Below are 15635 nucleotides of genomic sequence, written 5' to 3'. Positions count from 1 at the left end.
ACTGGTTCAAGACCTGGGAGAAGGTCCTCGACGACTCAAAGGCGCCTTTCTTCCGCTGGTTCGTCGGGGGCCAGCTCAACGCGAGCTACAACGCCCTCGATAGGCACGTTAAGGCAGGAAAGAGGAATCGCGCCGCGATAATCTGGGAGAGCGAGCGCGGTGAGACGAGAACGTTAACCTACTACGAGCTCTACCGCGAGGTGAACCGCTTTGCTTCCGCTCTGAAAAACCTCGGCGTCGGGAAGGGCGACAGGGTCGTCATCTACATGCCCCTCGTCCCAGAAGTGGTCATAGCCATGCTCGCAAGTGCCAGAATTGGAGCGATTCACAGCGTTGTATTCTCGGGCTTCTCGGCGGAAGCCTTAGCGACGAGAATCAACGACGCAAGGGCAAAGGTGGTTATCACGGCAGATTACCTCTACAGGCGCGGTAAGAAGCTCAACCTCAAGGAGATAGTTGACAGGGCCCTCCTCGAAACGCCGAGCGTTGAGAGCGTCGTCGTCCTCAGGAGGGAGGAGAACGGCGTCAACATGGTCGAGGGCAGGGATTACTACTGGCACAACCTCCTTGAGGGGGCGGATAAGTACGTTGAGCCTGTTCCAGTTGAGAGCAACCACCCGCTGTTCATCCTCTACACGAGCGGAACAACCGGAAAGCCCAAGGGTATCGTTCACTCCACAGGTGGCTACCTCGTCTACGTGGCCAAGACCATGCAGTGGGCGTGGGGGATAACCGAGAGCGACCTCTTCTGGAACACCGCTGACGTCGGCTGGATTACTGGCCACAGCTACCTCGTCTACGGGCCCTTAACGCTTGGCCTGACCGTGATGATGTACGAGGGGGCTCTCAACTATCCAAAGCCCGACAGGCCCTGGGAGCTGATAGAGAAGCACGGGGTGACGATATTCTACACCGCGCCAACAGCGATTAGAATGCTCATGCGCTACGGGGACGAGTGGGTGAAGAAGCACGACCTCTCAAGTTTAAGGCTCCTCGGTTCGGTCGGCGAGCCGATAAACCCGAGGGCCTGGAAGTGGTACTACGAAGTGGTCGGCGGTGGAAGGTGCCCGATAATCGACACCTGGTGGCAGACCGAGACTGGTGGCTACATGATTTATCCTTCGGCCGGAATACAGCTGCCCCCGCTGAAGCCAGGCTCAGCAACGTTCCCAGGTCTCGGCGTGGATGCGGACGTTCTCAGGGCCGATGGAAGCCCTGCAGAGCCGAACGAGCGCGGCTATCTCGTGATAAAGAAGCCCTGGCCAGGGATGCTCCTCGGAATCTGGGGAGACGACGAGCGCTACATAAGAACCTATTGGCAGAGGTTCAGCAAGCCCGATGAGGGAATCTGGATTTACTACCCCGCTGATTACGCTATGAAGGACGATGAAGGCTACTTCTGGATATTCGGCAGGGCCGACGAGGTGCTGAACGTTTCGGGCCACAGGATTGGAACGGCAGAGATAGAGCACGCTTTAGTCCTCCACCCCGCCGTTGCAGAAGCGGCGGTAATCGGAAGGCCCGACGAGATTAAGGGTGAGGTGCCAGTTGCCTTCGTAATCCCCAAGGAGAACGTCGTCCCGAGTGAGGGTCTGAAGAAGGAGCTCATAGACTACGTCAGGGAAACCCTTGGCCCGATAGCGGCTCCGGCAGAGGTTTTCTTCGTCAACAAACTGCCGAAGACGAGGAGCGGGAAGATAATGCGCAGGGTTCTCAAAGCTTTGGCAAGCGGAAAGGGCCTCGGCGACCTCTCAACGCTCGAAGACGAGGCGAGCGTGGAAGAGGTGAAAAAGGCCCTTGAAGGCTTTGAGATGCGTTAGCATATCCTCGGTACGGGGTCTCCAGCGGGAGGCTCCATGAAGCGCTTTCCGCCGATTCCGGTTTCGAGGAGAACCTTTCCTCTGTATTCTTCTATTACCTCCCCTATTATCGCCGCGTCTTTGCCCCTCTTCGTCTTTCTCATGGCTTCAAGAGCCTCTTCCGCATATTCTCTCGCAACAACCATAACTATCTTGCCCTCGTTGGCGACATCGTAGGGACTTATGCCGAGCATCTCGCTCGCGGCCCTGACCTCGGGCTTCACGGGTATGTCCGCCTCCCTCACAAGGATTCCGACGTTGCTCTTACGGGCAATCTCGTTGAGGGCGTTGCTCAGCCCGGCCCTCGTGGGGTCCTTCATCGCGTGTGTATTTTCCCAGCCTATCGCTTTTGCGACGGCTTCAACGACCTCCCATATGGGAGCTACGTCGCTCTTCAGCTCGGTCTCGAAGGCTATCCCCTCTCTGTGGCTCATCAGCGCTATCCCGTGGTCGCCTATCGTCCCGCTGACCAGAACAACGTCGCCTACCTTCGCTCCAGCGTCGCTTATCGGCCTCTCCGCGATTCCAACTCCCGCCGTAATCACGAACATCTCTATGGGCTCTTCGACCACCTTGGTGTCGCCCGTGACTATTGGAACGGGAACTTCTCTGGCGGTTTCGTCCATCGAGCGGAGAACCCTTTCAAGGACTTCCATGTCGAGGCCCTCACCAATAATCATCGAGTTTGCTAAGGCCAAGGGCTTGGCCCCCATCACCGCCAGGTCGTTCACCGTCCCGCTAACCGCGAGCCTTCCTATGTCTCCACCCGGGAAGAATAGCGGCTTAACGGTGTGGCCATCTATCGTGAAGACGAGGTGCTTATCTCCGAACGGTATCGTCGCCCCGTCGTCGAGCTGGTCGAGTCCTATTCCCCCTGCGCTCTTCAGTGTTAGGGTCTTCAGTATGACGTTTCTCAGGAGCTCCTCCATTATTTCCCCGCCAGCACCGTGTTCGAGCTTTATCTTTTCACCCATTTTCAAACCTCCAGAAAGCCTTTCGAAGTTAGATAGCGCCTCGTAAATTCAAGGAATTCTTCGGCGCGTCTTATGTTTTCGCGCGCCTCTTCCTCGGTTATATCAACCACGAAGGAGTAATCCGCGGTCTGTCTGAGATTAAATGCGGTGCGAAGGTGCGTGAAAAACTTGTGGGGAACTTCGCCGGTCTTCACGAACTCCCTGCCGAAGAGTGCTATGACTGCAGAATGCTTTGAGACGCTTATTCCTTTTGTCAGCAGAATCGCCTCGGCGCAGTAGAACATCGTGTAATAGCCCCGTGAGAGCGCGAAGGCATAAAATCCCCTCTCCAGCAACGTTTTCGACGCCTCAAGACTCTCGTGGGCTTTTTTCAGCATTTCCTCGTATTTGTTCATACTTTGATGCCCTCCACGTGAACGTTCTGAATCAGCGGGTCGTGTTCCATTCCCGGACTGATAGGATAAACGATGAGCGAGACAACTAACCCTTTCTCCAGAACATATTTCTCTGTAATTTCACTGAGTCTGTCGTACTCTTCGAGCGTTAGCCTTCTCCTGACTACGACTAAAACGTCAACATCGCTGTCTTCCCTTGCCTCGCCCCTCGCGTACGAGCCGAAGAGGATGACCTCGACTAACTCGTCGCCGAGGATATCTCTCAGCCTTTCCTTCACCTCGCGCAGGATTTCGAAGAGCTCTTCCCTCGGGATTACGGGCATTGTCTTTCCCTCATGATAAATTTTTGCTATTTCCACTTAAACCCTTTTCACAGCATCAAGTCTTCCCTCGTAAGGTAGCCCTCAAGGTAGAGCCCGCCGAGGAAGGCTTGGCCGACGTTTATTCCGTTGTCTCCGCGTGGGACTTCCGTCGTGACGTGGAACTTAAGGCCCGACGCCTCAACCGCCTTCCTCACGGTTTTGACTATCAGCTCGTTGTAGGCAACACCACCGCTCATGACGACGTCTTTAACTCCGAACTCCCTGGCCTTCTCGATGGCAACCCCTACAAAGGCCCTTGCCAATGCAAGGTGAACCGAGTAAGCGATGTCAGCTGGCGAGGCTTTTTCGAGGACATCGAGAGTCTGAGTGAAGAGCTCTTCCACCCTTATCAGCTCGCCTTCAACCGGGACAGTAAAGCCGAGGTCGTTCTTGCCCGTCATCGCGAAGCTCTCGAGCTTCATCGCCGGCTCGCCCTCGTAATGCCTTCTGTAGGCCACGTTGAGCAGAACCGCGAAAGCATCCAGAACCCTGCCCGTCGAGGAAGCGTAGGCGAGGTTTATGCCCTTGGCGAGCTGGTTCAAAGCGACCGAGAACTCAACCTCGCCGTACTTTAAGCTTTCTATCGCCTTCGGACAGCACTTCCTTATGATCCCTTCAAGCTCATCTATGCCATAAACCTTGCTCAGTATTCCCATCAGGGCCCTGAGCGGGTAGTGGCTCGCCAAATCACCGCCCGGGAGAGGGTAGTAGTCTATGTGCGCCAGTCTTTCAACGTCCTCATAGCCCAGATAGAGCACCTCACCGCCCCAAACGTTTCCATCCGTCCCGTAGCCGACTCCATCAACGGCTATTCCAACGGCACTTTCGAGGTTCTTCTCCGCTAAAACGCTCGCTATGTGGGCGTAGTGGTGCTGAACCTGGAGGAGCTCAATCCCCATCTCGTTGGCAAGCTCCATGGCGAGCTTCGTCGTGTTGTAGGTCGGGTGGAGGTCGGCAACGATTAAATCGAACTCCTTAACCCTTAGGATTCTCTTGAAGTGCTCTATCGCTCCCCTCATGAACTCAAGAACCTCGACCTTCCCCGTGTTGCCGATGTACTGGCTCGGGTATACCTTTCCGTTCTTGGCCACGCCGAAGGCGTTCATCAGCTCGGCGCCAACGGCTAAACCGCGGTAGTTGAAGGGAATATCTATCGGCAATGGCACGAAACCTCTGCTTCTCCTTATCACTGCCCTCCTTCCGTCGACGAAGCGAATCACGCTGTCATCTGCTCTGTTGAGTATCTTCCTGTTGTGGAGGAGCAGGTAGTCGGCCATATCCCTCAGCTCTTCAAAGGCCCTCTCGTTGTCCTTGACCATCGGCATTCCAGGGTAGTTGGCTGAGGTCATAACGTAGACCTTAGTCTTGCTCCAGTGGAAGAGTATGTAGTGCGTTCCCGCGTAGGGGAGCATGACGCCGATTGTGTGAAGTCCCGGCGCGAGGTTTTCGGGCAGGGGGAAGGGCTCCCTCTTGCGGAGCGTTATGATTGGACGCCTGTAGCTGGTTAACTCATCCTCTTCCTCCCTGCTCACGTAGGCGAAGCTTCTGACCGTCTCAACTGAGTCAGCCATTATGGCGAAGGGCTTCTGGGGTCTGAAAGTCCTCTTCCTCAGCTCTGCAACGACGTCTTCCCTTGTCGCGTCGCACGCCAGATGGATTCCGCCGATTCCCTTGATGGCCACGATGTAGCCCCTGTCTATCAGCTCCGCCGCCTTCCTGAGCGGGTCACCAGTAATTTCCTCCCCGTCGCTCGTGTAGAGCCTGTAACTCGGCCCGCAGACGGGACAGGCTATTGGCTCGGCGTGGTAGCGCCTGTTGAGGGGGTCCTCGTACTCGCTCCTGCAGAAGTCGCACATGGGAAACTCGCGCATCGTGGTGTTCTCGCGGTCGTATGGCAGGTCCTCGATGATTGTGAACCTCGGCCCGCAGTTGGTGCAGACGATGAAGGGGTACATATAGCGCTTGTTCGTCGGGTCGAAGAGCTCCCTCAGGCAGTCTTCGCAGATTGCTATGTCGGGCGGGATTATCGAGTCCCCTCCCCTTCCACCCTTGGAGCTCTTCTCGATGTAGAACTCCGGGAAACCCTGCGGTGGGATTTCCTTCTTCTCAAGCCTATCAATCCTCGCGAGCGGGGGCTTCTTGCGGTGGATGTCCCGTATGAAAGCCTCTATATCTTCCTCTCGCCCCTCGACGACTATCTCGACTCCCGCATCCCCGAGGTTCTTGACGTAACCCCTCAGGTTGTGCTCGTGAGCTATTCTATAGATGAACGGCCTGAATCCAACGGCCTGAACGATGCCCTGAACGTGAATACGGTAGGCCTTCATGGCTTTCACCGCTTTTTCTCGGTATTTGGAGCCTTTATAGATTTCCAAAACCAAAAGTTGAAAACGAGAGGGGAGTTTTGAACCTTTGGTGTTCTACCCACCGAGCAATTCTTTGAAATTCGTTATCCTCCTCAAGTCGGGTACGCTGTCGAAATCGGAGTCAAAGCTGACAAGCGGAATCTTCTCCCGTTGGCACGTTAACGCTATCAGGGCATCGTTTGGGAGGAGTCCGAACGCTCGTATAGTGCTGAAAAGTTCGTCAGGTGTATAACTGGCTTCCAGAACTTTGAACGGCTCCACCAGCTCACGTACTGGGTTCAAATCGACGTCGATTTTTGAGAGCTTTTTCTTTAGGTCATACGGCCTGAGGTTTGTTGCGAGTTTCAGGTAACCAAAGGTGACTTCTGACAAAACAACCCAGTTGATAACCCCTTCAACTGTTCCTTCAAAGACTGAGTCGATGAGTTCTCCCGCTTCCCTGTCACCGCCTAAAAATTTAAGAAAGACGTTGCTGTCATAGAACGCCTTCATTCTCAATCTCCTCTATGACCTTTTCAACGTCCTCCTTTCTGAACATTCCGAAGTATTTTCTGGGGGCCTTCTTCTTGATGACCACGGTTACCTCCTCGCCTTCACGAAGGTGAACCTTTTCGAGTGGAACGAGGACGCCCTTGTGGTAAACGGCCTTTACCTCCTCCATGCTCCCACCGCTTTAGTTTTGGTTCTCATTGTATTTATGCCTCACTAAAACAACGCCCCGTACTTGTAGAAGATGTGGCAGGTTCCCTCGTAGGACACCATGCAGGGCCCTATCGGGTGCCTCGGCGTGCAGGTCTTGCCGAAGTGCGGGCAGTCGGTTGGCATCGCCAGACCCCTTAGCACGGCACCGCAGAGACAGCCTTTCTCAAGGTCTGGCAGGTTTTTCGGCACCTCGACGTGGTAGAAGTTCCTGATTTCGAGCTCCTTCCACTCCTTTCTTACTTCCAGCCCCGTTCCCGGGAGGACTCCGAGGGCGCGCCACTTCGCGTCCTTAACTTCGAAGAACTTGTCGATTAACCGCTGGGCCACCACGTTGCCCTCATATTTGACGGCACGCTTGTACTCGTTCACTACCCTCGCGTCCCCCTCTTTGTACATCCGTATGAGGAGTAGAATCGCGAGGAGGACGTCGTTTGGCTCGAAGCCCGCTATGACCTGTGGGATTCCATACTTCTCGCTCAGGAACTCCCAGCCCCTGACGCCTATTATCGTCGAGACGTGACCAGCATCGATAAGGGCATCAATCCTGCTCTTCTGCTTTATGAGAACCTCTATTCCCTGGGGCGTGAGCCTGTGCACGGAATAAATCTTGAAGTTCTCGATGCCCTCGTTGACGACGGCGTTGAGCATTCCTGCAGTAGGGGCGGTCGTGGTCTCAAAGCCAGGGCTGAAGTGGACGACGATTTTGTCGGGGTTCTCCTTGGCCATCTTGTAGGCGTCGTAGATTGAGTAAACCACCCTCACGTCGTAGCCCTCGCTCTTCAAGTCGGCAAAGCTTCCCATTGGAGTGGGGATTTTGTACATGTCACCGAAGGTCGTGAGAATTATTTCTTCCCCCTCCTCGCGGGCCTTTTTCATAATCAGCTGCATCGCCACGATGTCTTCAACCGGTGTTATGCAGACCGGACAGCCGGGTCCGCTGACGACTTTAACGTTCTCTGGAAGGAGCGAGCGAATTCCAGAGCGGGTAATCGTGTCCTCGTGGGTCCCGCAGACGTGCATTATCCTTATCTCACCGTCAAGAGTTTTGGCTTCTTCCTTGATTTTCTCCACGAGCTTTTGGGCTATTCCCCTGTCCCTGTAGGGGGCAAGAACCGACTGCAGGCTCATCTCAATCACCCGGGTAGTAGTAGCCGCCTATCGCATCCTTTTCGAGCTTGAAGACCTCGTCCCAGGCCGAGAGGATTTCCTTCGCGGTCTCTTCATCAACGCGCTCGATTATGAAACCCGTGTGAATCAGCACGTACTCGCCGGGCTCAACGTCGGGCATCAAATCAATCCTCGCCTCCCTCTTGACGCCCCCGAAGTCAACCCACGCGGTTCCCTTCTCCCTGTTAACTTCCAAAACCTTAGCAACAGTTGCCAAGCACATGAGCTTCACCTACCCAGAGTTCTCGAGCGGGTTATTTAGGCCTATCTAAAACTTCAGGTTTGAAACCGTGAAGGTCAGTTCGAGTTTGCTCGAGCGGTGGTAGGAGCACCTCGCAAGGGTCTCCTCGGCCTCTTCTCTCGTGACCTTCTCAAGGACTATGCCGTAGTAAATCTTCACGTAGTCCCCAGGTTTCACGTTCCTCACGAAGTCCAGCTTTGCTTCTCTGAGCTGGCCCTCAACGTCCACTATCGCCTTTCCATCCCTGACTTCAACGACCCTTCCAGCTAACATCAGGGCCATGGTTATCAACCAAAGGTGAAGGAAAACGATTTATAGACCTTTTCCTGACCAGTCAGTCAGGTGATTGACATGGAAGACATGATGAAGCAGATGGTCAAAGGCGTGAAAAGCAAACACGGATTTGAGGAAACTCTCGAGAGGATTAAGAAAAAGGTTGACGAGCTGGGCTGGAGCGTTATCGGGGAGCATGACTTCACCGAAAAGCTCGGAATACGGTTTGCAATCGTTGAAATCTGCAACAAGGAGTTCGCAAAGAAGGCCCTCGAAAAGCCCGAGAACCGCTGGATTTCAGCCATGATGCCGTGCAAGTTCTCCATAATAGAGATGCCTGACGGTGTGTACGTCTTCGGTATGAACATGGGGCTTTTCGCAAAGATGGTTCCTGGAGAGCTTGGGGAGCTCCTCTCAGAGGTCGCAAAGGTAGATGAGGAGCTGATTAATTCGATTCTGTGATTTTACAGACTCTTTTTTGTTCTCTATGTGATGTCCCCCGAGCGGAAAGTTTAAATTATCCTTCTGCACATAACTGTCCATAAGAAAATGACCGTGTAGTCAGAAGTGGTGGTCATGGCTACAAAGTCCCCTGGTAAAACCCGCGAGAAACTCGTGTCCTCTGCAATGGAGCTCTTCGCGAAGAAAGGCTTCGACAAGACCACGGTAGATGAGATAGTCGCCAGAGCGGGTGTTGCTAAGGGGACGTTTTACCTCTACTTCAAGAGCAAGGACGACCTCATAAAGGAGCTCGCCTTTGAGGTAATGCCCATAATGGCCATGCCGTCCTTAAACGACCCATACATAACGGTCTCGTTCCCAACCTTGGAAAGCTACCTCCTCCAGCTTGGGAAAGAGTTCCTTAACTTTTATTCGGAGAACTACCGAGCAGAAATCTTTTTCCATATGCTCTCGGTTCGGGAAAGAATGAAGAGCATAGATGAAATCTACCGTCAGTCCTGTTCGGAGCTTTTAAGGGAAGGAGCGAGGAGAATTACTGCCTACGTTAAAGTGGGCTTTGAGGACGCGCTCATAGCTTTTCAGGTGTTTTTAGCATCTTTGATGCATTACCTTCATGCAGGGGACTGTCTGGGCTTTTCGAGAGAGCACTACCTCAGGAAGGCCGTTGAAGTCGTCTTGAATCACCTCCGTCTCTCGGCAAGCGTTTAACATAGTGTACAGTTCTGTTTAACTTATGACCACCTGTAAAGCCTTTTTGTTTCGTTTATTGCAGAAAACTATTTAAGGTTTTGACGTCCACCCTAAATGACTGGTCAGTCATCAAAAGGTGATAGCCATGGCAGAGAAACTCGTGCCGGTTGTATGCCCCTGGTGTTCAGTCGGCTGTCGCTTCTACGCGGTCAGCGTTAACGGATACATCAGGAGGATTGAATTCGACTACGACCACCCCACCGTCAACCGCGGAAAGCTCTGTCCCAAGGGCGTTGCTTCCTACCAGTTCATCAACAGCTCCAAGAGACTCAAGAAACCCCTCAAGCGTGTTGGTGAGAAGGGAGAAGGAAAGTTTGAGGAGATAAGCTGGAGCGAAGCTTACAGAATAATCGCCGAGAAGATTAAGGAAATCAAGGAGACCTACGGCCCAGAGGCGATAGCCTTCCTCGGAAGCGAGAAGATAACCTTCGAGGAGAACTACCTCGTCCACAAGCTGTCTAAGGCGATAGGAACTAACCACCTTGACTTCCCGGGGAGGTACTGCCAGTACTCCAACGCCCCTGCGAGAACGGCAGTCTTCGGAAGCGCTCCGGCTACAAACCCCTTCGAGGACGTCGCCAAGGCAGAGCTGATAGTCATCTGGGGCCACAATCCGGCGGAGACCGCTCCCGTTTTCTTCGGTCAGTACATCGAGAAGGCCGTCCTCGACAACGGCGCCGAGATGGTCGTCATAGACCCGCGCGAGACGAGGGGCCACAAGTACGCGAGCATACACCTCAAGCCCTACCCGGGAACCGACCTCGCGATAGCCCTGGCTATGCTCAACGTCGTCATAAGCGAGGAGCTCTACGACAAGGAGTTTGTCAACGAGAGGACGACCGGATTCGAGGAGCTCAAAGAGGCCGTTAAGGAGTACACCCCCGAGTGGGCGGAGAAGATAAGCGGTGTCCCTGCCGAGGACATAAGGAAGGTTGCGAGGCTAATAGCGACAAAGAGAATGGCCCTTCTCGTCAACGAGGGTCTCAACCAGCACGTCAACGGTTTCGAGTTCGCTCTCGCCCTCGCGAACCTCATAGCAATCACTGGCAACATCGGCAAGGAGGGCGTCTGGAGCGGTGTCTTCCCAGGAGCGCAGTGTGGATTCTGTGCGGCAATGAGCGGCATTGCCCCCAACAAGCTCCCGACAGGAAAGCTCGTTACCGACGAGGCCGCGAGGGCCGAGCTTGAGAGGCTCTGGGGCTTCAAGATACCCGACTGGGTTGGCCTTGACCTCACCAGCATGATACGTGAGATGGGCAACAAGATTAAGATGATGTACATCGTCGGCGGTAACATCGCCAAGTCTGCCCCGAACAGCAGGTGGGTTCAGGAGCAGCTCAAGAAGCTTGACTTCCTCGTTGTGCAGGACATATTCCTCACCGAGACGGCTAAATACGCCGACATAGTCCTCCCGGCCGCGGCCTGGTTCGAGAAGACGGGAACAGCTATAAGCGCCGAGAGAAGGGTTCAGAGGACTTACAAGGCCGCCAATCCGCCTGGGGAGGCCAAGCCCGACTGGCTTATCCTGGTTGAGCTCGCCAAGGAGCTCGGCCTCGGCGAGTACTTCAAGTACGAGCACCCGGACGAGATTCTCAGGGAGATAAACAGCGTCATTCCGATGTTCAAGGGCGCGACTCCAGAATACCTCACCGAGCACCCCGAGGGATGCTTCTTCCCGTGCACAGAGCCCGGTGAGGGAACGAAGGTCCTCTTCAAGAAGGGCTTCAAGACCGCCGATGGAAAGGCACACCTCCAGCCCGTCAAGTGGCGCGAGCCACCGGAGATGCCCGACGAGGAGTACCCGCTCTGGCTCACCAACTTCAGGCAGGTCGGCCACTGGCACACTGGAACGATGTCCTTCGAGAGCCCCAGCCTGAAGAAGCGTTGGCCAGAGGAGTACGTCATGATTAACCCGAAGGACGCCGAGAAGTACGGCATAAAGAGCGGAGACCTCGTCAAGGTCGAGACCAGACGCGGAAGCGTTCTCGTCAGGGCAGAGGTTACCGAGCACGTCAGGGAGGGAGTCATAGCGATGCCGAACCACTGGAACATCAACGTCCTGACCCTTGAGGTTACCCACGAGAAGACCAAGATGGCCGAGCTCAAGGCCGTCGCGGCCAGGGTTAGGAAGGTAGAGGAGTGAGGTGGTTGGAATGAGCAAGAAGATTTTCCTTGACTATAAGCGCTGTATCGGCTGTAAGGCCTGTGAAGTGGCCTGTGAGATGACCCACGGCGAAGCCCGCATCAGGGTCTTCGAGTTCCCCGACCTCTTCACCGTCCCCTTCAACTGCCGCCACTGTGAGAAGGCACCCTGTATGAACGTCTGTCCGACCGGAGCCCTCTTCAGGGACGAGGACGGCGCTGTTGCCTTTGACCCCCTCAAGTGTATCGGCTGTCTCATGTGTGCCGTTGCCTGTCCGTTCGGCGTCCCCAAGCTCGACGAGGAGAACAAGATTATGGACAAGTGCGACCTCTGTGCCGACAGAAGGGCGGAGGGTCTGCTTCCGGCCTGTGTCTCGGCATGCCCAACTGAGGCCCTCAAGTTCGGTGAGATAAACGAGATACTCTGGAACAGGGAAGGAAAGGTAGTTGCCAACCTGAAGGGCTCGGCCGAGAAGGGAGAGGGCGAGAAGGCCTACCTCGTCCTCTGACATTATTTTTTTACAACGAAAACCAAGGGTTAAAAACCAAGGGGTGATGGTGATGATTGAACTGGTGCTAATCTCAGCGCTCATCCCCTTCGCGCTTCTGCTCATCTGGAAGCTCGAGGGAAAGACCGCCGACCTGATAGCGAGCTTGGTCCTCGGCGTTTCCCTGCTCCTCAATGGTGTAGCGGTCTACGACTTCTTCTCAAAGGGCTCCGAGAAGGTCTATCATACGAGCTACGTTACCACCGGCAACCTCGGCGAGGTCTTTGGGATAAACGTGGACGTCGCTTCAATCCTCATGGGCTTCGTCTCGATACTGATTGCGTTTCTCATGGCAGTCTACGCGAGCAGGTTCCTTGACTCAGGGAAAGGGAAGTTCTACGCGCTCTTCGGCCTGCTCACAGGGGCCAGCATGGTCTTCATATACTCCACAAACCTCGTCCAGTTTGCCGTTGCGCTTGAGCTCATGGCGATAGCCATACTCGGCTTAATTGAGCTCGGCGGTGCCAAGACCGACGCCCTCAAGGCCTTCCTCGTCCTCAACGTTGGCGTGCTCCTCATCCTCGGAGCGGTTGCCGTTCTCGGCACAGGACAGGACCTCACCACGGCCACTTATGACGGTACGGCATTCCTCCTGCTAATCTTCGCGGCCTTCATGATGAGCTCCCAGTTCCCGTTCTACTCCTGGCTCCCAGATTCAACCGCCTCACCGATTCCAGCAAGTGCTTACGTCCACGCCGCCTCGATTGTCCCTCTCGGTGCGTACATGCTCTTCAGGGTTATCCAGTATATGAAGCCCAACGACGACTACTTCTGGGTTCTCGGTAGTTTGAGCGTTGCCCTTGTAATCCTGATGATGATTTACTATCCACTCCAGCGCGACGCCAAGAGGCTCATAACTTACTCAACCATGGCACACGCGGGAGTTGCCTACATAACCCTCGCCTACGCCCTCCTCGGCCACGTTGCGGGAATCCAGATTGCCCTCTACCAGGTCGTCAACCACGCGGTCGTTAAGGCCCTCGCCTTCGCTTCCGTCGGCGGACTCGCCTTAGCATACGGCACCACCGACCTCAAGCTCATTAAGGGCATGAGAAGAACCGTCCCCTGGGCGAGCATAGCCTGGTTCCTCAGCTTCCTTGGTCTCTCGGGTGTCTTACCCCTCGGACTGTTCTTCAGCAAGGCTTTCACAATTATGAGCACCAGGCACGCCAAGGGAATCGCCTCATGGCTCTTCCCTACGGTGATTCTCATAGACGCGGCAATATTCCTGGTCGTGGTGCTCCTCTGGTTCAGGGAGAGCTTCTTCGGCGAGGGTGAGCCCAAGAAGGAGCCAAAGGTCATCGTTGCGGTGCTCATCGTCCTCATAATCGTCGGCATAGTGATGCCCTGGGTCAGCCTCGACGTTGTGATGAAGATAGGCTTTGCGGGGTGATGTGAGATGATACTCGAATACGCGATTGGGGCTTTCATCCTCGGTGGTCTCGTCGGCCTGCTTAGGGACTACAAGGCCACGGTTAAGGCGTCAAGCTTCATGGCATTCCTCGGTTCACTCGCCCTCCTCTGGCAGGTTTACGAAGTTTACACCAGCGGCCCTGTCTCGGGCGACCTCTTCGGAATCCCCATCAGGATAGATGACCTTTCGATAGTGTTCCTCCTCATAATTGGCCTCGTCGGAGCGGCGGCTTCGCTCTACGCGATAAACTACATGGAGCTCTTCGAAAAGGTCGGAAAGGGCTGGGTCTACGCCATAGCGTACAACACCTTCCTTGCGAGCATGACCCTCATAGTTACTGCGGACAGCATGGAGTACTTCGTCATGGGCTGGGAGCTTATGACCCTCAGCTCGTTCGTGCTGGTGTTCTTCAGCGAAAAAGCGAGGGACGTCAACGCGAGCGTCAAGTACTACATCACCATGCACTTCCTCGACACGATTCCGCTCTTCCTCGCCCTGGGAACCGCTTATTCTCTGATTGGAAACTTTGAAGAACTCACCTTTGAGAACATAGCGAACGCGATGGCAACCGCCCCTGCCAGCACCAAGGCCGTCTTCACGGCGCTCCTTATGGTGGCATTCATGGCAAAGTCGGGTATGGTGCCATTCCACTTCTGGGTTGCCGAGACCTACAGGGCCGCTCCAACCAGCGTTTCGGCTGTAATGGCCGGTGCAATGGAGAAAGTGGCCATCTATGGCCTCATAGCCCTCATCTGGAGAACCGTCGGAACGAGCTACAACCTCGGCCTCTTCGTCGCGGTGATAGGCGCGATAACCCTCACCGTCGGAACCCTCTATGCCCTCAGGGAGACCAACGCCAAGAGGCTCTTGGCTTACTCATCCATCGGCCAGATGGGCTACGTCTGGTTCGGCCTTGGAGTAGGAATGGCCCTCATCCCGAAGGGTGGCTTCCTCGGTGCCGTTGGAGCACTTGGGGCCTTCGCGGGACTCTTCCACGCCCTCAACCACGCGATATTCAAGGCCTCGCTCTTCCTATCGGCGGGGGCAGTTGAGTACAGGACGGGAACCGTTGAGCTCAACGAGCTCGGTGGCCTCGGAAAGACTATGAAGGTAACAGCTTTGGCGGCGCTCTTTGCCTCGCTCGCCATAAGTGGCGTTCCACCCTTCAACGGCTTCATAAGCAAGTGGCTCATCTACGTCTCGGGCTACTATTCCGACAGTTACATCCTGGCCCTCGGCGCCGTCCTCGCGGCATTCCTCAGTGCGGGAACTCTGGCGTATTCAATAAAGCTCTATGGTGCCCAGTTCGGCGGTGAGATGAAGCGCTACGAGAGCGTTCAGGAGGTTCCAGCTGGGATGCTCGTTGGTCAGTGGGTTCTCGCAGGCTTAACGCTCCTCATAGGCGTCTTCCCTGGAACTGTAACGGGAATCCTCAACGTCTTCAACGCCCCGATAAACGAGAACCTCTACAAGATTGGCTTCCAGTCGGTGATGTTCTCTCCAGTGCTCTTCGTGATAGTCCTCGGAGTACTGACCTTTGGACTCTACCTCGTCTTCAAGCCTGAGTTCGGAAAGGAGGCCAAGCCCTGGGACTGCGGTTCAACCCAGATAGACGAGGACGAGTACAGGATAAACGCCGAGGGCTACTACCTCAAGTACGAGGAGAAGATAGGCTCGTTCTATAGGTTAGGCGACTGGTTCTACCGCGTCGGAGCTGGAGCGATTCACTACATAACCAGGGCTTACCTCTGGATGGCGAGCTACTTCACCAAGATAGTCGACACACCGTACACCAGGATAGAGACCCTTGACGACCTCCGCGAAAGGGAAGTCATGCACATAGACGAGGAGGTCTTCAAGCCTCTCATCAGGTTCCTCAACATAGCAAAGAACGTCATCCCAGGAATAAGGCTCGGCACATTCGTCGTCATAGCCCTCGTCGTCGTTGGGGCTATCGTGGGACTGCTGATAGTCATGTGA

The 15635-nt window shown here is 55.0% G+C and carries 16 protein-coding genes; 7 read left to right on the top strand and 9 right to left on the bottom strand.

Going from position 1 to position 15635, the window contains the following annotated elements; genetic code table 11:
- The coding region (gene acs, locus MVO87_RS09765) for an acetate--CoA ligase (protein WP_297552993.1) at positions 1–1820 on the top strand (1820 nt) is incomplete at its 5' end.
- On the opposite strand, the gene hypE is transcribed toward acs, so the two are convergent.
- From hypE to MVO87_RS09720, 9 genes are all read right to left on the bottom strand, one after another.
- Positions 1817–2833: a hydrogenase expression/formation protein HypE gene (gene hypE / locus MVO87_RS09760; RefSeq protein WP_297552991.1), complete on the bottom strand. Its 1017-nt coding sequence runs from the start codon at positions 2831–2833 to the stop codon at positions 1817–1819. The genes acs and hypE overlap by 4 nt on opposite strands.
- A gap of 2 nt (positions 2834–2835) precedes the next feature.
- Positions 2836–3228, bottom strand: a complete 393-nt coding sequence (locus MVO87_RS09755) for a HEPN domain-containing protein (RefSeq protein WP_297552989.1) — start codon at positions 3226–3228, stop codon at positions 2836–2838.
- A complete protein-coding gene (locus MVO87_RS09750; RefSeq protein WP_297553001.1) occupies positions 3225–3551 on the bottom strand; it encodes a nucleotidyltransferase domain-containing protein in 327 nt (108 codons plus the stop codon). Before MVO87_RS09750 ends, MVO87_RS09755 begins: the two co-directional genes overlap by 4 nt.
- Before the next feature lie 47 nt (positions 3552–3598).
- On the bottom strand, positions 3599–5917 hold the full coding sequence (hypF, locus tag MVO87_RS09745; RefSeq protein WP_297516823.1) for a carbamoyltransferase HypF: 2319 nt from the start codon (positions 5915–5917) through the stop codon (positions 3599–3601).
- 93 nt (positions 5918–6010) lie between these two features.
- Positions 6011–6448 carry a PIN domain-containing protein gene (locus tag MVO87_RS09740; protein ID WP_297516820.1) on the bottom strand — a complete coding sequence of 146 codons (438 nt, stop codon included), beginning with the start codon at positions 6446–6448 and terminating at the stop codon, positions 6011–6013.
- Positions 6432–6617, bottom strand: a complete 186-nt coding sequence (locus MVO87_RS09735) for an antitoxin family protein (RefSeq protein ID WP_285519122.1) — start codon at positions 6615–6617, stop codon at positions 6432–6434. The genes MVO87_RS09740 and MVO87_RS09735 overlap by 17 nt, the downstream gene beginning before the upstream one ends.
- A 44-nt stretch (positions 6618–6661) precedes the next feature.
- Positions 6662–7786, bottom strand: a complete 1125-nt coding sequence (gene hypD, locus MVO87_RS09730) for a hydrogenase formation protein HypD (protein WP_297552999.1) — start codon at positions 7784–7786, stop codon at positions 6662–6664.
- Between the two features lies 1 nt (position 7787).
- Positions 7788–8048: a HypC/HybG/HupF family hydrogenase formation chaperone gene (locus MVO87_RS09725; RefSeq protein WP_297516764.1), complete on the bottom strand. Its 261-nt coding sequence runs from the start codon at positions 8046–8048 to the stop codon at positions 7788–7790.
- A gap of 45 nt (positions 8049–8093) precedes the next feature.
- A complete protein-coding gene (locus MVO87_RS09720; RefSeq protein WP_297516766.1) occupies positions 8094–8348 on the bottom strand; it encodes a HypC/HybG/HupF family hydrogenase formation chaperone in 255 nt (84 codons plus the stop codon).
- A gap of 69 nt (positions 8349–8417) precedes the next feature.
- Between MVO87_RS09720 and MVO87_RS09715 the strand changes: the two genes are divergently transcribed.
- The 6 genes from MVO87_RS09715 to MVO87_RS09690 all read left to right on the top strand — a co-directional run bounded on the left by MVO87_RS09715 (position 8418) and on the right by MVO87_RS09690 (position 15635).
- Positions 8418–8801, top strand: coding sequence for a DUF302 domain-containing protein (locus MVO87_RS09715; RefSeq protein ID WP_297516768.1), 384 nt, complete (start codon positions 8418–8420; stop codon positions 8799–8801).
- Positions 8802–8915: 114 nt separating this feature from the next.
- The gene (locus MVO87_RS09710) at positions 8916–9509 is read left to right on the top strand and encodes a TetR/AcrR family transcriptional regulator (RefSeq protein ID WP_297516770.1); all 594 of its coding nucleotides are present in this window, start codon (positions 8916–8918) and stop codon (positions 9507–9509) included.
- Positions 9510–9636: 127 nt separating this feature from the next.
- Positions 9637–11694, top strand: a complete 2058-nt coding sequence (locus MVO87_RS09705) for a molybdopterin oxidoreductase family protein (protein ID WP_297516762.1) — start codon at positions 9637–9639, stop codon at positions 11692–11694.
- Positions 11695–11704: 10 nt separating this feature from the next.
- Positions 11705–12202 (top strand): 4Fe-4S dicluster domain-containing protein, encoded by a 498-nt coding sequence (locus tag MVO87_RS09700; RefSeq protein ID WP_297516256.1) that lies wholly within the window; start codon positions 11705–11707, stop codon positions 12200–12202.
- Positions 12203–12248: 46 nt separating this feature from the next.
- A complete protein-coding gene (locus MVO87_RS09695) occupies positions 12249–13634 on the top strand; it encodes a proton-conducting transporter transmembrane domain-containing protein (RefSeq protein ID WP_297516253.1) in 1386 nt (461 codons plus the stop codon).
- A 6-nt stretch (positions 13635–13640) separates the two neighbouring features.
- Positions 13641–15635: a proton-conducting transporter transmembrane domain-containing protein gene (locus tag MVO87_RS09690; protein WP_297516250.1), complete on the top strand. Its 1995-nt coding sequence runs from the start codon at positions 13641–13643 to the stop codon at positions 15633–15635.

Origin of the sequence: Thermococcus sp., from assembly GCF_027063845.1 — an archaeon.
GTDB lineage: Archaea > Methanobacteriota_B > Thermococci > Thermococcales > Thermococcaceae > Thermococcus.
Note: the sequence above shows the minus strand (reverse complement) of the source record. Positions and strands in the feature narration are given on the sequence as shown.